The 20,497-nt window shown below is 57.5% G+C and carries 13 protein-coding genes and 1 tRNA gene; 13 read left to right on the forward strand and 1 reads right to left on the reverse strand.

The features are described from left to right. From FJ404_16360 to FJ404_16420, 13 genes are all read left to right on the forward strand, one after another. On the forward strand, positions 1–168 hold a 168-nt coding region (locus FJ404_16360; GenBank protein ID MBM3824432.1), incomplete at its 5' end, for a hypothetical protein. Then, positions 165–1,619 carry a LamG domain-containing protein gene (locus FJ404_16365; protein ID MBM3824433.1) on the forward strand — a complete coding sequence of 485 codons (1,455 nt, stop codon included), beginning with the start codon at positions 165–167 and terminating at the stop codon, positions 1,617–1,619. The genes FJ404_16360 and FJ404_16365, both read left to right, overlap by 4 nt. Further along, positions 1,495–3,201: a response regulator gene (locus FJ404_16370; GenBank protein MBM3824434.1), complete on the forward strand. Its 1,707-nt coding sequence runs from the start codon at positions 1,495–1,497 to the stop codon at positions 3,199–3,201. The genes FJ404_16365 and FJ404_16370 overlap by 125 nt, the downstream gene beginning before the upstream one ends. A gap of 23 nt (positions 3,202–3,224) precedes the next feature. Then, positions 3,225–3,599 carry a response regulator gene (locus tag FJ404_16375; protein ID MBM3824435.1) on the forward strand — a complete coding sequence of 125 codons (375 nt, stop codon included), beginning with the start codon at positions 3,225–3,227 and terminating at the stop codon, positions 3,597–3,599. Between the two features lie 2 nt (positions 3,600–3,601). Next, entirely contained in the window at positions 3,602–5,584 is a 1,983-nt protein-coding gene (locus FJ404_16380) for a response regulator (GenBank protein MBM3824436.1), read from the forward strand. Positions 5,585–5,844: 260 nt separating this feature from the next. Next, a complete protein-coding gene (pilM, locus tag FJ404_16385) occupies positions 5,845–7,749 on the forward strand; it encodes a type IV pilus assembly protein PilM (GenBank protein ID MBM3824437.1) in 1,905 nt (634 codons plus the stop codon). 7 nt (positions 7,750–7,756) lie between these two features. Beyond that, positions 7,757–8,791 (forward strand): hypothetical protein, encoded by a 1,035-nt coding sequence (locus tag FJ404_16390; protein ID MBM3824438.1) that lies wholly within the window; start codon positions 7,757–7,759, stop codon positions 8,789–8,791. 7 nt (positions 8,792–8,798) lie between these two features. Further along, positions 8,799–9,605, forward strand: a complete 807-nt coding sequence (locus tag FJ404_16395; GenBank protein MBM3824439.1) for a hypothetical protein — start codon at positions 8,799–8,801, stop codon at positions 9,603–9,605. Between the two features lie 16 nt (positions 9,606–9,621). Then, the gene (locus FJ404_16400; protein ID MBM3824440.1) at positions 9,622–12,417 is read left to right on the forward strand and encodes a hypothetical protein; all 2,796 of its coding nucleotides are present in this window, start codon (positions 9,622–9,624) and stop codon (positions 12,415–12,417) included. Between the two features lie 56 nt (positions 12,418–12,473). Then, the gene (locus FJ404_16405; GenBank protein ID MBM3824441.1) at positions 12,474–13,415 is read left to right on the forward strand and encodes a 5'-3' exonuclease; all 942 of its coding nucleotides are present in this window, start codon (positions 12,474–12,476) and stop codon (positions 13,413–13,415) included. 65 nt (positions 13,416–13,480) lie between these two features. Continuing rightward, the gene (locus FJ404_16410; protein ID MBM3824442.1) at positions 13,481–15,400 is read left to right on the forward strand and encodes a fibronectin type III domain-containing protein; all 1,920 of its coding nucleotides are present in this window, start codon (positions 13,481–13,483) and stop codon (positions 15,398–15,400) included. A gap of 5 nt (positions 15,401–15,405) precedes the next feature. Then, positions 15,406–16,953 carry a hypothetical protein gene (locus FJ404_16415; protein ID MBM3824443.1) on the forward strand — a complete coding sequence of 516 codons (1,548 nt, stop codon included), beginning with the start codon at positions 15,406–15,408 and terminating at the stop codon, positions 16,951–16,953. A gap of 27 nt (positions 16,954–16,980) precedes the next feature. Then, complete coding sequence (locus FJ404_16420) at positions 16,981–19,965, forward strand: hypothetical protein (GenBank protein ID MBM3824444.1); 2,985 nt, start codon at positions 16,981–16,983, stop codon at positions 19,963–19,965. Positions 19,966–19,989: 24 nt separating this feature from the next. Here the strand turns inward: FJ404_16420 and FJ404_16425 are convergent. Next, positions 19,990–20,073 (reverse strand) — tRNA-Leu (locus FJ404_16425). Between the last annotated feature and the right edge of the window lie 424 nt (positions 20,074–20,497).

A 20,497-nucleotide genomic window follows, 5' to 3' on the forward strand; every position in this document is an offset into this window, starting at 1 on the left:
CGCGGGACGGGCCTCGGATTGGCGATCAGCAAGCGATTCTGCGAAATGATGGGTGGCACGATTGAAGTTCGCAGCGCTCCGGGCACAGGATCGCGGTTCTCCATCACGCTCCCCGCACACGCCCCCACCGCCGGCGTCGCAGGCGCGGGACCTTCCGCCGCGGAATGATGCGTTCCCTCGCAACTCTGTTTCCCGCGAGGGTTTTCCCCAAACATGCGTGGGACTCGCGCTTCGCGATGGCTGGGCTGGTGTCGTTGCTGATCCTCGTTTTCCCGCGGGCGGCAACCGCTCCCTCGCTGAACCACGTCCTCCGGCTTGATGGACGCAATTCTTATGTCGAGCTGCCGGTGCAGACCCTGGCTGGACTCACCGAGGCCACCCTCGAGTGCTGGGTGCGATTGGATGACACAGGGTCGCGCCGCCGGATTTTCAATTTCGGCAAGCCGCGCCGCGATCTGAGCTTGATGATGCGAGGCGAGGACAGCGTGGGATTCGTCATCGCGGATTCCACCAAAACCCTCCATTGGGTCGATGTGCCCGGCGTCTTCGCGAAGGGCCGCTGGATTCATGTGGCGGCCACGTGCGGACCGTCCGGCATGCGGGTCTATATCAACGGACTTCCGTATGACCATGGAAACTCGTTCAACGGGAGTTTCGCTTCCGTGGCGGCGGACGGTCGTTGTTATCTGGGGAAAACCGTGACGGGCGAGGAGCGTGATCCCACTTTGGCCGGTGCGATCGACAATTTTCGCGTCTGGAGCCGGGTCCGTTCACCGCGTGAAGTCCAGCAAACGATGTTCGAAGCGCCACCGGCTTCCACGGAAGGCCTCGTGCTTTCATTGGATTTTGAGCCGGGGGAAGGTCCGGAGTCGGCATCCCTCCCCGGTGGCGCGAAGCTCGTCGGAAACGCCACGCTCGAAGCTCAGCAACTGGTTCCGGGGCGGCGCAGTCCCGGCAATGATGCGCATGTGGTTCCCGAGGCCGCCCGCCAAACCCACGGAGGTTTTCTCGCGGGACTCTTAACCGCCTTCTGTTTGCTGCATTCCTTGCTCGTGGCGTTCCAAAAATCCGCCCGCGCCCATTTCTATTTCGCCCTCATCAGCGGACTGGCCGCCATCAATAGCTGGCCCGCGCCTGAGATCGAAGCCTTGGGGCGCGCTTGGCTCGCGGTGCAGATGGTCCTGGTGGGAGAACTCTTCCGAACGCTGTTCGGCCTCGACGTTTCCTGGGAGCGCCGGGGTTTGATGACCGCGGCCGTGATCTCCGGGGCGCTGTTGACCTTGGATAAGCTGGGATTCGGCCTGCCAGGATTTCTTTCTGGCCTCGTCAGTTTGGTGGCGGGTTTGACGACCCTTTTCGCCGCGTTGCACGTCCTGCGCTTGTCGTCCGCAGCCGACAAGGCCAAAGCCGAGGGAGCCCGAATCATCAACGCCGGCTTGGGCGCGCTCATCGCTTTCTCGTTGATTTCATTCGAGGTTCCCTTTTTTTGGCGGAATGCCTCTTTCGCACCTCGGCGTCGCCGTCTTCTTCGGCGCCACCTCGGTCCACCTCGCTCGATCTTTCGGACGCTCCGTCCAGCGCGTAGAACAACAGGCCGCCCTGCTGGCCACGTCCAATGATCAATTGCGCGAGGCCCACGGACGCCTGGAAAAATCGAACGCCGAATTGGGAGCCGCCAAGCAGGAGGCCGAACGGTCTCGCGAGGAAGCGGTCAAAGCCAGCCAATGGAAAAGTGCCTTCCTCGCCAATATGTCGCACGAGCTGCGCACCCCTTTGAACGCCATTATCGGCTACGCCGAATTGCTCCGCGAGGAAGCTCCCGAGATGGGCGCCGCCGCCATCGTTCCCGATCTCGATAAAATCCATTCCGCGGCGCGCCACCAACTGGCTTTAATCAATGACATCCTCGATATGTCGAAGATCGAGGCCGGGAAAATGACCCTTTTCGTGGAAGAATTTTCCGTCGCCCGCTTGCTCGAAGAAGTCCGTACCATCGTGGCCCCACTGATCGAAAGAAGGCAAAACGCGTTTCGCGTGGCGGCCGGGCCGGAGCTGAGCTCCATGCGGAGCGATCAGACGAAAGTCCGACAGATCCTTTTCAACCTGCTGAGCAACGCCGCGAAATTCACCGAGAACGGAAAAATCGAACTCCAGGTTCAAGCCGTCGCCGAGGACATCGTCTTCACCGTCACCGACACGGGCATTGGGATGAATGCCGACCAAATGAACCGGCTCTTCCAGGCCTTCACTCAGGCGGAAGCGGCGATTCAAGCCAAGTATGGCGGCACCGGACTCGGATTGGCCATCAGCCAGAAATTTTGTGAAATGATGGGAGGCGACATTCGCGCTCAAAGCACGGTTGGTCAGGGCTCCATCTTCACCGTCCGATTGCCGCGGCAAATTCCGGAATTCACGCCACCGCCGAAACCTTCCCTTTCTGCCAGCCCGGCGAGGGGCCGCATTCTTGCCATCGACGACGACGCGCAGGCGTTAGAACTGTTGCAACGCTTGCTCAGCCGGGAGGGTTACGAGGTGGCGGTCGCCCGCTCCGGATCCACCGGATTGGAACTTGCGGCCCAGTGGAAGCCCGACCTCATTACCCTCGACGTCCTCATGCCTGGCATGGACGGCTGGACCGTGCTGGGTGCGCTGCGGTCCACCCCCGCCCTCGCTTCGATTCCCGTCGTCATGATGACCGTGCTCGACGACAAGCAACTGGCCTTCTCGTTGGGAGCCGCCGACTTTCTCACCAAACCCGTGGATGGCCCCAAGTTACAGGCCGCGTTGGAACGGCACCAAATCCGAGCGAGTGCGACCAAACCCGTTCTGATCATCGACGACGATCCCGATGCGCGCCAGCTCCTGCGGCGCTTGTTTGAAAGGGAAGGCTGGACGGTTCGTGAAGCCTCCAACGGACAGGAAGGCCTGGAATCGGCGCAATCCATGCCACCGCGATTGATCATTCTGGACCTCATGATGCCGGTCATGGACGGCTTTCAATTCCTTGAACGCTGGCTTGTCCAGGCGCACCATGAACTTGTGCCCGTGATCGTCGTCACATCGAAGGATCTCTCCTTGAACGAGACGCAACAGTTGCAAGGAACCGTCCAGCAAGTGCTCCGAAAAGGGGGATTCGATTCCCAAGAATTGCTGGCCCGAATCCGCGGCCTTTTTGCGGCCAAACAGATGCTCAACCCTTGACCTTATCCAGCCCCCCCTTGCCTATGCGCAAAATCCTGCTTGTCGAAGACAACGAAATGAATCGCGACATGCTAAGCCGGCGACTGATCCGGCGCGGATTCGACATCGTCCTCGCCACGGACGGAGAGCAAGCGATCCGGCTTGCCCAGACGGAACGGCCTGATCTGATCCTGATGGATATGAGCTTGCCGGTGCTCGACGGCTGGGAAGCAACCCGCCAGCTCAAAGCCAACGAAGCGACGCGATCGATCCCCATCATCGCGCTGACAGCCCACGCCATGCAAAGCGATGAGGAACGGGCGCGTGCCGCCGGATGCGATGATTTCGACACGAAACCCATCGAGCTCCCCCGCCTGCTCGCCAAGATCGAGGCGCGTCTGGGCCCGGAAGCGTCTTGAAAATGCCCGATCCCACCCCATCCCAAGCGCCCCCTGTCCCGACGGCCTCTCACTTGTCGAAACTGCGGCACGATCTCCGCACCCCTATCAACCACATTCTGGGGTACTGTGAGATGCTCCTGGAAGATCCCCCCTCGACACATTGGGATTCATATCCGTCTGACCTCAACCGTATCCATGAATCCGGGGAACGTCTCCTGGCCCTGGTCAACAGCTATCTCGACCTGGCTCGCAATCCTGCTTTCAAGGAAGAGCTCGCCCAGGCTCAACACGATTTTCGCAACCCGTTAACCACGTCATTGGCTATGCGGAGATGCTCCTGGACCAAGCCCGGGAGATGGGCCTCGCCACCGTGGCTTCCGACCTCTCCAAAATCGCCGCCTCCGGCCATGTCCTCCTGGAATTGGTCGAATCGCGCCTGCTTCGCCCCCCAAGCCGGCATGCCAAAACCGGAAGACTCCACGTGGCCGGTGGTGGAAGGTCCGGTGGCCGTGGCCCATTTGACCGATCTGGATGGAGGGAAAGTCTTGGTCGTGGACGACCATCCTTTGAATCGGGAAATGCTGGAACGCCGTCTGCGCAAACATGGATTCCACGTCGCCACGGCTGCTCGCGGCGAAGAAACGCTGGCGTTGCTCAAGTCGGACTCCTTCGACTTGGTCCTGCTCGACATGGTCATGCCGGAAATGGACGGGTTTCAGGTTCTGCGGCGAATCAAGGCCGACCGAAGCCTTTCCGGCCTGCCCGTGATCATGCTCTCGGCCGCCGACGAAGCCGCCACGGCGGTTCATTGCATCAAAATGGGAGCGGACGATTTTCTTCCGAAACCTTGCAACACAACGCTTCTCCTCGCACGCATCGAATCGGCCTTGGCCAAAAGACATTGGCGTGAATTGCGGCGTTCAACCCACGGTTTCTTTTATGACCAAGGCACTCTCCAAAGCGGAAGTCCCTGCTACGTCGAACGGGACGCCGATCGGGAACTGGACGAAGCTTTGGCCTGCCGAGAGTTTTGTTATGTGTTGACTTCCAGACAGATGGGAAAGTCATCCTTAATGTTCCGCACCGCGGGTGTACTGCGGGAACGAGGATCGACCGTGGTGGTTTTAGACCTTACCGCTTTGGGACTCAACCTGACCCCTGAGCAATGGTACGACGGATTGCTCAGTCGCATCGGCCGGCAGTTGAGATTGGAGGACGAGTTGGAGGAGTTTTGGATGCGGAAGAGCAGGTTGGGGCCGGTTCAGCGGCTGCTCGCGGCTCTTCGGGAGGTGGTGCTCAAGCGCTTTTCTGGACCCCTGGTGGTCTTCATTGACGAGCTTGACGTGGTGCGAAGCTTGCCGTTCTCGACCGATGAATTCTTCGCCGCTCTCCGCGAAGCTCACAATGCCCGCTCGGAAGATCCGGAATTGGGCCGGCTTGTATTTTGTTTGCTTGGCGTCGCCACACCTTCCGACCTCGTGCGGGACACCCGGGCCGCGCCCTTCAACATCGGACGCAGGATTGAGCTCGCTGATTTCTCAAAAGCCGAGACGGCTCTGCTCGCACCCGGCCTGGGGCGAGAACCCGAGTCAGCGAGGGACATGATGGATCGGGTCTTCCATTGGACCCGGGGCCACCCTTACCTCACCCAGAGGATCGGGCGGAGCATTGCCGAACGGCCCGAGGTTACCTCGGCTGGACAGATCGACGACTTGGTGCGGGAGCTGTTCCTGACCCCGAAAGCGAGGGAGAGCGACAATAATCTCCAATTTGTGAAGCGGTGGATGCTCTCGGACTCCGCGCAGCGAACGGCTTTATGGAGGAGCTACCGGGCGGCCTTATCCGGCTGGACCTCACTGGACGATCACCTTCCGTTGCCGGTTCTCAATTTATTGCAATTGTCCGGGATCGTTCGATTCGAGGAAGGAGGGATTGAGGTCAGGAATCGAATCTATGCCAGTGTCTTTGACGAGGACTGGCTTCGAAGTCATGAGCAAGCCTAGCGAAAGCCCGCGCTTGTGGAGCACGATGTGATGATCAGGCCTCTCTTTTCCTTGCCTGATTCGAGGTCTCGAGGATTGCGCCGCTTGAAATCAATGAATTTTGGACGACATTGCTCCATGAGCCCTAAATTCAGATGCCGGATCTTTTCTGTGTTGACCCATCCCCGTATTTCCAGTACTGACCCGACGACTTTCTCACGTCCGCTTGGCCTTGGGGCTGTGTGCGAGGTGAATCGTCCCCGGGCAACCACGTAGTCACCATGTTAAAGTCGAAGTCTTTTTTATGCGCCGATTTTGGCGCCGGCACACTCAAAGTGGCCGAGTTCGAGGCGACGCCCGAAGGCGGTTTGCGTCTCCTCCGCTTCGGGGTTCGCTCGCTGGGGATAGAAGGTTCCCAAGAAGCTGCTCGAGAAAGAGTCCTCCTGAAAGGCTTGCAGGATCTCATCGCCGAACGCGGCTTTGCGTCCAAGCAAGTCAATGCTTGCGCGCCCGGGTTTCACGTTTTCTCCAAGTTCGTCAAGCTGCCCCCGGTTGACTCTTCGAAAGTCACCCAGATCATTCAGTACGAGGCCCAGCAAAATGTGCCCTTCCCGCTCAATGAAGTGGTGTGGGACTACCAAATCCTGGGTAACACGGCGAGCGGCGAACTCGAGGTGCTCCTGGTGGCCATCAAGTCGGACTTGGTGGAAACCATGTATCGAGCCGCTGAAGGGGCCGGCCTGCGCATCCATCTGGTCGATGCTTCCCCGGCCGCCCTGGCCAATGCCTTCAAGTTTAATTACGGCGATGTGGAAGGTTGCTCCATGCTCCTTGACATCGGAGCCAAGACCAGCAACGTGCTTTTCTTCGAGAAAGGCAAAGTCTTTTCCCGCGGCATCAACATTGGGGCCAATTCGATAACGCAGGACTTCATGGCGGAAGCCAAAATGCGCTTCGCGGACGCCGAGTTGTTCAAAATCAACGAAGGCTTCGTCGGCTTGGGCGGTGCCTATGAAGATCCGGAAAATCCGAAACAGGCCGCCATTTCCAAAGTTGCCCGCCAAGTGTTGACCCGGCTCCACATTCAGGTCAACCAGACGATCCAGTTCTATCGGACGCAACAGGGCGGTTCCCCCCCTCAGCGCGTCTTCATCTGCGGCGGCGCTTCCGTCATGCGCTATGCCATGGAGTTCTTCCAGGAGAAGCTCAATCTCCCCATCGAATACTTCAATCCTTTCCGAAGTGTGACCTTGTCCGATACGGTGGAAGTTTTAGAGCTCGAAAAGGTTGCGCATACTTTCTCTGAAGTCGTCGGACTGGGATTGCGCAACTTGGCCCAATGCCCGGTCGAACTGAATCTGATTCCGAAGCATCTGCTGAAGCGGCAGGAGCTGAGTCAGAAGAAACCTTATTTCATCGCGACCGCTCTCTGTTTGATCCTTGTCGTGTTTGCCGGTGGTTTCTACTACTCCAAAGTCACCGAAGTTCAAGATCGAGCGACCGAGAAGCTCTCAGGATACGCCGTGCCGCTGAACGAAAAGAAAGAGCGGCTCGAAAAAGAGGAAGCCAAGATTGCCAACGCGAAGAAGGAGTTGGAAGTGCTCGGTGAGCTCGTCCAGGAGCGCTTGACGTGGCCTGAAATGCTCGTCGCCTTGCGGAAAGTCATGCTGGAAACCGAGGAAGCCACCCGCCGGAAGCTCGGAGTTGAAACCGGTCTCTGGTTCGAGAGTTTTACCCCCGAGTTGCCCGCCGAAGACCCCAACGCAGGCTCCGGTGAATCTTCGACCGAAGGGTCCAGCCCGATGAGGTACATGATGGATCCGCGCATGATGGCACGCTACGGCCTCATTATGCGGCCCCCTGCGGGAGGCGATCCTGCCGCAGATCCCGCCGCAACCGGGGATCCCGCCGCCGATGGCGGAGAGAAAAAATCCGGCAACACGAACGAAGTCAAAATCATCAATGCGGTCTGCCGTGGGGTGAATAATATGCGAATCCGGAGTTCGGCCAACACCGAGCTCGCCTTCGATTTTCAGCATCAGTTGCAGAACCACGAGCTGCTCAAACCGTTCCTGGAAGGCACCAATGGCACGAAACTTTCCAAGGAGTTAGGCGTGGTTACCGAAACGGAACCCACCTTCAGTTTTGGTGTGGTCTTGAAGCTCAAGAAGCCGATCAAGCTCTAATCACCCTATGCCCTGGATCAAAAAGAATCTTGGCCTCGTCCTCATCGGGGTGGTCGCGTTGGGATTGCTCGGTGTCGCCGGTTATTTTCTCTGGGACAACATGCAGAAAGCCGGGGAATCCGCCGCCAAACTGCAGGAACAAACCGATCTGCTCAACCAACTCGCGGAACGTAAACCTCACCCTGGGACAGATAAACTCAACAACATCGAAGCGGCCAAACAAGATGTAACCCGGGTGACCAACTTCCTCTCGGAGTTGAAATCCAAACACTTCTCGATCATCCAAGTCTCGAACACCGTCGATCCGTCCACCTACAAATCGAAACTTGAGAACACGATTGGGAACCTCGAGCGCGCGGCGAAAAATGTCAGCGTCAGCCTGCCGCCCCAGTTTAATTTTGGATTCGGCGACCAGCGCAAGAAAGTCGAATTCAAATCAAAATACATTCCGCTCCTGATGTCCCAACTCGAGGATGTCGATCAAATTGCGAAGGCCCTCATCGCCGCGCGTGTCAATCAGGTGATCAGCTTCCGACGATCCCCAACGCCCGATGATCCGGAAATTGGCGGCGAGGAGTATCTCATGCATTACAAGCTGAAGACCAATTCCACGGTCGACGCCATCTCTTCCACCTATGAAGCCACGTTCGTCGGTTTCTCAGCGGAACTGGCAACCGTGATGGAAGCACTTCTCCGGGCTCCCGGCTGTTTCAATGTGAAGTCCGTCAGTATGGAGGTTTTCTCGACTACCGACGAGCAATCCGGTGAAGGCGGCGAGTCCACGACTTCGATGCCCTCCTCGGTGCTCTCCCGCTACGGCGGCATGGGCATGGATCCCCGCATGGCGGCTCGCTATGGCCTCTTAGGCAGGGGGGGCGGGGCAGGAGGCCGCATGGGCAACTACCGGCCTCCCATGGGAATGACTCCGATGGTCCAAGCCGTCCAACAGCCTCAAACCGGAAAGGCCCCCGGAACGCATATCGACGAGAGCAAGGTCAAATTCAAACTGCTGATCGAAGTGGTCAAGCTTACGAAAGCCTAATTGGCGCATGGATTTTCTAAAGAAGCACTACGAAAAACTGATTCTCAGTTTGGTTCTTTTGGGCTCGGTCGGCGGAACCGCCTTCATGTACTTCCAAATGACTTCGGTGGAGGAAAAAATCGCCGACACAGAACGTGTCGTGGTCAATCCGCCGAACGCGAAAAAGTACGAGACCGTGGACCTTTCGACCAATGAACTGGCAGTGGCCAAGCTCAAGAATCCTCCGCGCGTGGTGCTGACCGGGACCAACAATCTCTTCAATTCAGTCAAATGGATCCGCAAAGGCGATGGCTCCATCATCAAGTTGTCCTCCGGTAACGAAATCGGACCGGCGGCCGTCAACGTGACCAAAGTCACCCCGTTGCACCTCATCGTGGCCTTCGAAGGAGTCAATGCCGCGGGCGGCACCACCCGTTACCAGTTTGGACTCACCCGCGAAGCTGACAAGAGCGTCGGGAAACGTAGAAAAGTGCCTGTCTATCTGACCCCCGGTGGCAGAGTGGAAGGCCTCCTCCTCAAAGAAATCAAGGGGCCTGCGGATAATCCCACCGAATTCACGCTGGTCTGGACCGATGAAAATCGCGAGTTCAAAGTGACTCGCGAAGCCGAGCATAAGTCCGTCACCGGTTACATGGTCGATCTCAACTATCCTCCGGAAAACATCAACCGGATCGCAATGAGGAAGGACGACAAGATCACCTTCGGCGGCGAGACCTACAATCTCGTTGCCATCACCGATCGAGACGTGACATTGTCGGCCAAATCAAACGGCAAAAACACCACGGTCCGGTTCCGAGGCGCGCTGGAACCGTAAGGCTTTTTTGCCCCTTTTGCTTTCAAACAAACCCAAGCCCATGATCAAAGCAGTCACTACCACTCTGAGTCTGGCCCTCTTTCTACACGCCGCGACCCCCGTCGCCGCCCAGCAGTCCATCGCCCAGACCGCCGAAGAAGAATCGATTCGAAGGCAGGAAGCCACGATTCTCCTCCGCAAGACCCTGACCGATGCTCAAGCCGCCCAGAAGCGCAATGACTTGGCCTCATCCGCGAAACTGTACGAGGAGGCCTATACTCTGGTCATGCGGATTGGGGTCGGCATCGAACAGGAGCGCAAACAAACCATCGGCGGGTTAAGCTCCGTGCGATTCACCCTCGCCGACAAGGCCAAAAAGAGCGGCAACCTCAAGGAAGCCGACGCACAAGTCAGCCGCGTCCTCCGCATCGATCCCCTCAATTCCAAAGCCATTGCTCTCAAGAAAGAAGTGGACAGAGGCTTGGAAGCGCAAAAGGGACGCGTGCCGAGCGAGGACACCATGGCCCGGCTCCCGGAATTCAAGGACCAGAATATCAAGACAGGCACCAAGGTCCAGGACGCCATTGTCCTCTACCAAGCCGGCAAGTTGGATGAAGCGGAAGCCAAGCTGAATGAGGCGATCAAGGAAGAACCCACGAATCGGGCTGCCTTTTACTACCTGACCCTCGTCAAGAATGCGAAGAGCAATGAGGTCGGACGCCGTCGAATTCTCGATGGAACGGATGCCCTGCTTGATGTTCAGAAGGCTTGGACAGCACCCACGCAAAGGCTGAACCTTCCCACTTCTAACCCCTTTGCGCGAACGAACACGGTTTACACCGGCGCTGGAAGGCAGGCCATTTACGCCAAGTTGGACAAGATCCGTCTGGACGAAGTCTTTTTTCCCGGTGTTTCGCTCATCGATGTGGCGCGGAATCTGACCACCAACTCCATTTTGCGCGACCCGGAGAAAGTCGGCATCAATTTCATCGTCTCTCCGATCGATGTGGGAGTGACCTTGCAGCAGCCGGCCTTGGGCGGCGGATTCGACCCCAACACGGGCCAGCCCACGCAACCTCAGCCCACGGAAACCCCCGACCCCAAGACCATTCAGGTCTCCATTGATCCGGCCCTCCGCAATATGAGGCTCGCGGACGTGCTCGAAGCCATCACCATGGTGACGGATAAGCCTGTGAAGTACAGTGTCACGGATTGGGCCGTGGTTTTCTCGGTCAAAGTTCCGGAACCACTTCCCCTGTTCACCCGCACTTTCAAGGTCAATCCCAACACCTTCCTGCAAGGCTTGGAAAGCGTCTCCGGACTCAGCTTGGATTTCGCCCAAAGCGGCGGGCAAGGGGGCGGCGGAGCGGGAGGCGGCGGTGGTGGTGGTGGTGGTGCCGGTGGGGCCGGTGGAGCGGGCGGACAGGGTGGAGGTTTGGTCACCGTGCCTCGCGTCGATGTCAGCGGTCTTCTTGGCCAGGGTGGCCAGGGTGGGGGTGTTGGCGGCGGGGGCGGAGGTGGCGGCGGTGCCGGAGGCCAGGGAACAACCGGTTTCGGAATTACGGGCCTTACCCGAACCAACACCATGGATACGGTCCAGTTGTTGGTGAGGAACTTTTTCACCAGTGCGGGTGTCGATCTGGGCGGGACCAACAGCCTCAGCGGGGCGCAGGGCAAGGCCGTGTTTTACAACGATCGAAGCGGCGATCTGTTTGTCCGAGCCACCGCAACAGATTTGGACATCATCGAAGCGGCCATTCACGTGCTGGATGCCGCACCCCCGCAAATCCTGATCGAAGCCAAATTCGCGGAAATTTCCCAGTCTGACACCAAAGCCCTGGGTACAGACTGGCGCGTGGGCAACATGCTCGGCCTTGGTGGAAAGCTGGGTGTCCAGGGGGGAAGCGCCCCGTCCTTCCCAGGCGCGTCTTCGCCCGCCAATCCGAGCGGGATTTTTCCAGGAACGGCAGGCATTCCAACCGCGCTTCCGGCCGAATCAGACACTTTGCTGACCACCGGGCTCAGAAATTCATTCAATAACATCAGCGGAACGGACAGCTCGATTCCGGCGGTCATGACGATGACGGGAATTCTCACAGATCCACAGTTCCGAATGGTGCTTCGCGCCATTGAGCAACGAGAGGGAGCTGATATCCTCGCGGCGCCCAAAGTCGTGGCACTCAGTGGAAGACAAGCCCAGTTGTCTGCGGTGGACATTCCGACCATCGTGACCGGTCTGAACACGGGAGGCCAGGTGGGCGGTGGTGGCGCGAATGCCAATACCGGAGCTGGAGGAGGCAACGCGGCCCAACAAAACCTGACCTTTACAACTCAGCAGTTTCCCACCGGCCCCAGTCTCGACGTCATTCCTTACGTCTCGAGCGATGGGTTCACCGTCCAGATGACCATTCTTCCGGTCATGACGGAGTTTCTGGGTTACGACGAAATCGGGGGTCGATTCAGAGCGGTCAGCCAGCTCGCTGTGGGCGGAACAGTCGGAGCGGCTCTGACCGCGGAAACACCACTGCCCCGGATTCGCGTGCGTCAAGTCATTACTCATGCCATCGTCTGGGACGGCCAGACCGTGGTTCTTGGCGGATTGATTTCAGAAGATGTCCGGAAGACCAAAGACAAGGTTCCGGTCCTTGGCGATATTCCGCTCTTGGGCAAACTTTTCACCAGCGAATCCAACTTCGCGAAGAAGAAGAACTTGGTCATCTTTGTCACGCCGACCATTATCGATCCCTCCGGAAATCGAATCCATTCCCCGGACCGCTTGCCGTACGATCCTAATGTGGTCCCGATCCAAAAAGCCATGGCGCCCACGAGGTAGATCAGCGGCACGGCAGTCGAATCCAAAGCAATCAACATTTGAGTGGCTTTGCAGCAATGTCCGAGCGCATCCCATCAGCCATGATCGAAAAGTCAGAGCATTCCGCGCAGACGCTGATGCTCATCGACGGCCACGCTCAGGCTTATCGCTCCTTCTTTGCCATTCGGGAACTGAAGAGCCGAACGGGACAGCCCGCGAATGCCGTCTTCGGCTTCTTTAAGTCGCTGATCAGCTTGATGGCTCAGCACCGGCCCAGCCACTTGGCGGTCATTTGGGATGGAGGTCTCGACGCGAAACGGGTCGCCCTTCACCCGGCTTACAAAGCGCAAAGGCCCCCCATGCCCGAGTCACTCGACTCCCAGATCGATGCGATTGCAGAAGGGCTACGGTCAGGCCACTTCGCCACCTGGATGCAGGAAGGGGTGGAAGCGGACGACTGGATTTCCAAAGCGGCGGTGAATTTCGCAGAACAGCACGGTCACGTGCTCATCTCCAGTAGCGACAAGGACTTCATGCAATTGGTCTCGGATCGAGTCCACCTCATCAAGCCTGGGCAGGAAGCGGGGTCTACTTTTGGGCCGGCCGAGGTTCTCGCCAAGACAGGCGTTCAACCGCAGCAAATTGTCGATTGGCTCAGCCTGATGGGCGATTCCGTGGACGGGATACCAGGCGTCCCTTCGGTGGGTCCCAAAACGGCAAGTGACTTGCTCCGGAAATATGGCACGCTGCAAGAAATCCTGAATCAAACAGGGACCCTGATGCCGGAAAGGCTGCGGCACGCGATCGTGTCCCATGCATCGTCCCTTGGTCGCAATCAAGAGCTTATTGCCTTGCGTACGGAAATACCAGTCCCCGTCGATTTCAAGGCCTGTGATTTAGGGCAGTTTTGCCCGGTGTCCTGGCGGGGATTTTGTGCCCAGTGGGGATTCAACTCCTTGGCGCGTGGATTTGACACACTCTCGAACGAGCGAGAACAACCTGAACTTTGTCTGACTTAGCCAAGCGCTGGGCCATCGGACTCACATTGGAAATGCGAAATCACTTCAGTAGTTTTGAACGGACTATGCCAAAGTTCATGCGATTTGGGAAACAGGGCGCTCTCTGCTGCGGCATCGTTTCGCTCGCTCTCGGGTCCTCTCTCAACGCGGCCTTGGCTCCTCAAGGATCAGAGTACCGCATTGCGGGATCACGCCCAGGAGATCAAGTATTCCCCCAAGCCGCCTTCGGCAGTCAGGGTGGCTTCGTGATCTGGCAGGATCATTTTACGGACGGTGACGGTCTCGGAATTAGCGCGGCCCGGATCTCTGCTGACGGATTACCTTCGCCCAGTGCCTTCCGCATCAATGAAAACGGTACGGCGGATCAAGAAAATCCAAAGATTGCTTTGCTCAAAGACGGGGGTGCCGTCGTCGTGTGGCAAGGCGGCCCAATGGGTTTTCAGGATGTTTACGCCAGGATTTTGAAGGCCGACGGGACCTTTGCCACCGGAGATCTGCGCGTCAATACTTTCACCGAACAGCATCAGCTTCAACCCTCGGTCGCGGTGCTCTCGAGCGGGAACATCGTCGTCGTTTGGGGCAGCCACGGCCAAGATGGTCATTTGCAGGGTGTTTACGGCCAGATACTCGACTCCAAGGGCAATAACCTAGGGCAGGAATTCCAAGTCAACGAATCCACGATGTACAATCAGCGAACGCCTTCGGTGGGCGCTCTGAGCGGGGATCGATTCTTAGTGACATGGATCTCAGAGCGATCTCGGGGCATCACGACTGACGCAAGTGCCCCGGCGGGTGTCCCTCAAGAACGCAGCGCCGGTCAGAACATTTTTGCCGTGGACGTATTGGCACGTCTGTTCCAGGCCGACGCATCGCCTGCGGGGCCGGAATTCACCGTGAACACGGGTTCTCGCGTGTGTGCCCATCCTTCGATCGCGACTCATGCCAATCATGGCTTCGTCCTGGTCTGGGGAGAAGACAGCGCCGGCTCCACTGATAGTTGGGACGTGGTCGTGCGCGGATTCAATCCGGAAGGAATTCCCTTGGGAGCCGTGACCCGTATGAATGGCAGAATCTACGGGGATCAGTTCTCACCCAGGGTTGCAGCGACTCAATCCGGATACGTGGCGACCTGGACAAGCCTGGCACAGGATGGCTCCATGGAAGGGGTATTCGCCCGGGTCTTGGGTTCAGACGGATTAGTCCTGGGCGAGGAATTCCAAGTGAACACTTCCACGGCCAACAAGCAAATCCAGGCTGTGCCGGCCTCGGATGGCCAGAACAACCTGCTTGTCGTTTGGTCGGGATTTTCGATCGGAAGCGCCTTCGATCTCTACGCGCAGCGTTACAGTTCGGCTGCTTCCCTGCCCCAGCCCCCCGCTCCCAACGCGCATGCATTAAGTGCTTCCAAGATTCTCGTCACTTGGCCGGAACTTCCGGGGTATCCCGGAGCCAGCTATGAGCTTCAAGCGGGTGATCAAACCATCTCCGTCAATGGCAATTTTCACGTGATGACCGGGCTTGCGCCTGAGTCCACCTACGCATTCCGATTAGCCTATAAACTTCCTGACGGGACCAAGTCCGTTCTTTCCGCCCCTTCCAGCGCCAAGACCTGGGGTGAAGACAGCAACGGAGATGGCCTCCCGGACGATTGGCAGGCTTCCTTTTGGGACAGTACCATTGCCTCGGGGACAGGCGGAGCGGATGATTTTGACGGCGATGGCGCGACGAACTTCCGGGAATTTCTGGCCGGAACGAATCCCAAGGATCCTCGGAGCTCATTGAAACTGGAACTCCGGCAGACCGGGCAGGGACTCATGGTGGTTTGGAATACTCAGCCCGGCTTCATTTATCAGCTCCAAAGCTCGGCGGACGCCCAGAACTGGGCGAACGTGGGGGCGAGCCGTTTCGCCGCTGGAAACACGGATTCCGTTCTGGTGAACCAATCCAGTCAAGTCAGCATGTTCCGGGTGGTAAGAATTCGATAACATTTATGCTTCGCGCACTCGCAAGATTGGCCGCCCTTGCAATGGGGCTCATCTCCCCGGTATGGATCCATGCCTTCTCCTTGCAGGGGGAGTATGCAGCCTACCATGTTGACAGCATTGGCTACACATGGGGCAGGGAAGTCAACACCATCGGTGGACCCATGAACATCGGGGAGGAGTATCGATGGAACGAACCCAACATCTACTATACCTTTGATGAATCCTTCTTGAACTATTTTGGCCAGCGAGGGGTGGATGCCGTCGAATCCGCGATGAGAATCCTGAACGACCTTCCTTCGATGAACGACGTGAATATCGACTCCTTTCCGCTCTACAGCCAAAGGGTGAATTATCAGGCCCAAGCCCTCCGAATGATCGATGTGAAATCCATCGCATTGCAAACGATGGTGGAGGAACTTGGGCTGGGGGATCCGACGCGATATGTGTTTACCCTGCGATCACGATGGACTGCAAACAATGGGACGAGCTACCTCGTCATCAAGAGGAATTTCGACCCGGTAACGCTTCAACCCTCCTCCTACATCAACGGGGCGCTGTGGACTTACTTGACCATTTTCGACAATCAAGACGCACCGATCGCCTACCCGGTCAACCGTCCCGTCGATCCCCTGGTTTTTTCGGATTCTGTGGCGACCGGATTTGGCTGGACCTACAGCCGCTTTACCTTCGGCACCTATTACACGGGCTTGACTCGGGATGACGTCGGCGGCCTTCGCTATGTTTACAATTCCCGAAACTATAACGTCGAAGACCTGGGCACGAACACCATCAGTTCGTTGTTTCCAGGCAGTGGAGGGGTTGGAGGCGGTGGAGGCGGTGGAGGCGGTGGTCTGGCACCACTTCTTCTGGGTCAATCCGATCCTTGGGGATCGCTTTTCGTGGCGAATGGCACCTTCAGTGGAGGAGGGCTGTCTTCCGGATTCCAACCCTGGGGGGCGCTGATTTTCTCGACCAACGCCCTCACGAATACTCTGGGTGGAGGGGTGCTCAATACGAACAACACCCCCCAAAACGCCACAGGAACGATCGGCCTTCGCCCCGGAGTGGGAAAACTGACTTTTCGACGCCTCAATTACGACTCCTTGCTCGGCCAGTTGGTAGATCCCATTCTCGATACCTTTGCCGACTCGGTCGTGCTCAATGGAAGAATGCGGACAGGCGTGGCCACGCGGATCATGCTTACACCTGACATCATTATTTCCGCAGCCGACCTGTCAGGACGGAGTCCCGGTGGGGGCCCCAATGTCGATGATTACTACTTTGCGATTCGCAGTGAGGGATATGTGAATCTCGACCAGCAGAACGGGACGGAGGAACTCGATGGCCCTGGCGTGACCCGGGGACCTGTTGTCCTCACCTACAACAGTGTGGGTCCGTTTTTCTTGAACGCCCAGCCAAGCTTTCTCGGTGAAGGTTCCTTCGGCTACTCCTTTGTGTGGGGCTCATTCGACAGCTCAACGAACGCGCCTACGCTTTATCCGCTAGGGGCAAGCATTCGGGAACTTGAGAACCTTGTAGGGGGCGCCAGATAGCTTAACGTGGAGACGTTTATCCGGACTATGATCAACAAATTTCTCGCTGCCGCTTGGGTTGCTCTTCCGTTTGCGGCTGCCGCCCAAACCGTACCACTTTATGAGAATCGGGGCAGTGTCAATACTCCTCAGGTGGACGCGGCTGCTCTTCATAACCTCGGGACATTCACTGTTTCAGTCACTCAACCTTACGAAACACTCAACACGCTCAACTACACTAATGCAGCCAACGCCTTGATGCAGGGCGGGGTGGGCTTTCAGTTCTCGTATTCGACGGAACGCGGCAGGGTGCCGGCGGCCAATTTCATCAACCGAGGATCGGTTTCAGCTGGCAATACAAGCTTCAATTTCGGCGACTCGGGCATCAGCTTCGGTGGGGCTGTTGCGTTGACCCTTCCAACCTCCTACTTGCTCATCTCCGCCACGAACGTGGTCAATGCCGGTCACCTCACGGTGACTGCAGATGGCTTGCTCAGCATCAAAGGCGACCAAGTCAATCTTGCGCGCGGGGGACTCCGCAGCGGGGACATTCCAGGCTTGGTTACACCCGGCATGCGAGGAACGCTGTTGGGGGATTCCCTTTATCGACCTGCAGAAGGGGTTTCGGAAATTCATGCGGGTATCGGAGCAAATAACAACTTCGAAGGACGGGGGAGCATTGAAACATCGCTGATTCAAATGCCGGCGCCGACGTCCGGAAGGCATGAGGTCCTGAACAATTTGCGCACAAACCGGGTCACGGTGGGGAGTCCACCGAACATATACGCCGCCTGGGCGATGACCAATCGCGTCACCCCCTCCAATTATACTCATCAGGCCGTCTTCGTCGCGACGAATAATCCGGATCCCAATTTCGCCGTGAAAGTGAAATGGGGCCGAAGCACCGACCCGGATGCGACACGAGATGCAAGGATGCCCATCGTGGAGCTGAGTCTTTGGGATATCGATGCCGTCACCGGGTTGCCCGCCACCAACTTTATCTATATTCTTGATAGCACCGCCGTCATCACCAATCTGATCTACCTCACCAACCTGTTTTCGGACACCATCTTGCGGCCCTCCACCCTCGAAATCTCACGGTCAACCCCATTGGAGTGGCGAGCCGCGGCCGAGGGTAACGCGCCTTTTGCCAACACGCTTTTCGTTTCACCCGATTTTCCCAGCACGACGGTCACGAATTCCTACGCCGCTTACTCCGCTCAAGTCGGCTCCGCGGCGGCCGCTGCTTCAGGATTCTTCGGCGGATTCTACTTCGGTGGGTTTCAAGATGCGGGATTTCTCACTTCACCGGTGCTCAACGATCCCACCAATTTGCCGGGAAGGGTGCAGATTGAAGCCAAGAACCTTGACTTGAGCCTTCTTCGTCTGAAGTCCGACGGACTCCTGAGCATCAAGGCCGACAATGTTCAGGGCTCGGCGCCCACTCGCATCGACTCGCCCCAGGTCTTTTTTGACCTGTCCACCACCAATTCGCTGCTTTCCATCTCCAATGTCATTCCCGAATCGATTCGACGCTTGGACGGATTGGTTAATATTTACAGCACCGTGTTCACCAATCAGTTGTTGAGCGTGATGAACACGAACACGGCCGATCCGATGGATCCCGCTGGTTTTGTGACGAACACCATCGATGTCAAATGTCACGCCCTCATCGTTGATCCACTCTTTAGCACCCTGCGCTCGGTGGGGGTTCGCGAGGTGAAACTCAAGGGACCCAGCATCCTGATTGCGGATAAATTCTCGGTGTCCGGCAATTTAATCATCGACTCCGAAAGCTTGACCACCACCACCAATTCCCTGGTGGCCATGACGGGGGATCCGAACCTGGATATCACCAATGTTCCCCGGCTCAGGAATTGGACGAACGGGGGGCCTTTTCAGGTCGGGAACGCTATCGAGCTTGTTCAGAAGGATACGAACGGGGTTCCGCTGCTCCAAAATTTCTTCAACCGGGGCACCATCGCAGCCACTACGATGTCTCTCGCGGGGGAATCTTTGGAAAGTGTCGGTGTGATTAATATCGGGAGAGGTCCGCTTTCTTTCTCGGCGAATAGCATCAAGCTGAGCGGAGGGAGAGCCAGCAGTTCCGGTGACATCCATTTGGAAGGCGCTGATCTCAAGATTCGAAATGTCACGATGCAGGCAGGCGCGCTCGCGGGCATTAATTATACCTTGGGCAGCCTAAACTTGAAGGCGACCGAGCGACTGAGCGATGGCGGCGGGGATGCGCGCAACAACGTCACGGTCTACAACGGGTTCAACCTTCTTTCAAGTCCGCACGAGGGAGACTTGTTTGGAACGAAAATTCGCTCGATCGCGCCGCGATATGTCGATGTGCAGCATGTTTGGGCCGGAAAAGACCGCGGCCCGGGAGCCGATGGATTTTCGAATAATGTCGTGATCGGCAATTTGATTTTGGACGGAGACTTCAATTCCCGGTTCACGTTCCGGGGCACCAGCGAGAAGAACGCGATCTACGTGGATTTTCTGGAGTTGGCGAATCACGCCACGAATCTGAGCACGAGCCTTAATTTGGAACCCGGCTTTAAACTCTACTTTGGCGCGGCTAATGTTGCTGTGGAAGGGTTGGATGGGGCCTTTGATGGAAGAGTGCAGTGGGCGCGAAGCTTCGCCGGCCCGCTCAGTTCGACCAATGTCACTCTCGCGAACGGCCAAAAGTTTACGGTGAACAAGTCGGTCTTCACGAGCGCCACTATCGACTCCGATGGAGACGGACTGGTGAATCGCGTGGACCCATCTCCCTTTGACGGAGTCCGCATTCTCTCCGCCGGCATCACGAATTTGGCTACGGCGACCACCTTCATTGCCTGGAACGCCGCTCCTCAGCTCGAATACACGGTGGAATGCAAGTCCAACCTTTCCTCCAACCAATGGATCTCTCTGACGAACGTCATCAATTTGGAGAAGACGAACACCGTGGTGAGGGCATTTGATCCGAATCCCCCCTCAGGAGGCGCCCAGAAGTTCTATCGGGTGCGTTATAACCCTTAGTTTTCCCAGGGGATCCCTGGGAATTGGTGCGCGAGAGAGGACTTGAACCTCCACCCCTTGCGGGACCAGATCCTAAGTCTGGCGCGTCTGCCATTTCGCCACTCGCGCGACGCGAAGGGTAAGCTAAGGGATTCAGCCGGTCCCATCAAGTACTGGTCGTTGGGAGCGTCGCGGGTGGTTTCGTTGAAGCTGGAGCAAAAAGAGCTGCGTGGGATTGCCCGAGCGGAGGATGCTCCCGACTAATCGGCACCACCTGTTCTCCCCTGGAGCGGGTGTGGGAGAAGTCTCCCTTCAGGCCCAAAAGAAGCTGCTGCGAGTGGCTTTCAGCACAGTCGCCCTCCGAAGACGTCGGAGCGCGGCTGTGTCGCAGACCAGCCGCAGCAACATCCGAACATCGAGACGCACTGGGTTTTTCCGCGAGTCCCGGGTTGGCGAAGCTGCTGCGAGTGGCTTTCAGCACAGTCGCGCTCCGAAGACGAATCACTCACGAGATCCATAAAGGATAGGTCTCGTTCTTCGTCCTGTCTTTCTC

The organism is Verrucomicrobiota bacterium, from assembly GCA_016871495.1.
Classification (GTDB): domain Bacteria; phylum Verrucomicrobiota; class Verrucomicrobiia; order Limisphaerales; family VHDF01; genus VHDF01.

What these genes read in the sequence shown, in the direction of transcription:
- FJ404_16395 (MBM3824439.1), top strand. Translation starts at nt 8,799, where the DNA reads ATGGATTTTCTAAAGAAGCACTACGAAAAACTGATTCTCAGTTTGGTT.
- FJ404_16405 (MBM3824441.1), top strand. Translation starts at nt 12,474, where the DNA reads ATGTCCGAGCGCATCCCATCAGCCATGATCGAAAAGTCAGAGCATTCC.
- FJ404_16370 (MBM3824434.1), top strand. Translation starts at nt 1,495, where the DNA reads ATGCCTCTTTCGCACCTCGGCGTCGCCGTCTTCTTCGGCGCCACCTCG.
- FJ404_16375 (MBM3824435.1), top strand. Translation starts at nt 3,225, where the DNA reads ATGCGCAAAATCCTGCTTGTCGAAGACAACGAAATGAATCGCGACATG.
- FJ404_16365 (MBM3824433.1), top strand. Translation starts at nt 165, where the DNA reads ATGATGCGTTCCCTCGCAACTCTGTTTCCCGCGAGGGTTTTCCCCAAA.
- FJ404_16410 (MBM3824442.1), top strand. Translation starts at nt 13,481, where the DNA reads ATGCCAAAGTTCATGCGATTTGGGAAACAGGGCGCTCTCTGCTGCGGC.
- FJ404_16390 (MBM3824438.1), top strand. Translation starts at nt 7,757, where the DNA reads ATGCCCTGGATCAAAAAGAATCTTGGCCTCGTCCTCATCGGGGTGGTC.
- FJ404_16415 (MBM3824443.1), top strand. Translation starts at nt 15,406, where the DNA reads ATGCTTCGCGCACTCGCAAGATTGGCCGCCCTTGCAATGGGGCTCATC.
- pilM (MBM3824437.1), top strand. Translation starts at nt 5,845, where the DNA reads ATGTTAAAGTCGAAGTCTTTTTTATGCGCCGATTTTGGCGCCGGCACA.
- FJ404_16420 (MBM3824444.1), top strand. Translation starts at nt 16,981, where the DNA reads ATGATCAACAAATTTCTCGCTGCCGCTTGGGTTGCTCTTCCGTTTGCG.
- FJ404_16380 (MBM3824436.1), top strand. Translation starts at nt 3,602, where the DNA reads ATGCCCGATCCCACCCCATCCCAAGCGCCCCCTGTCCCGACGGCCTCT.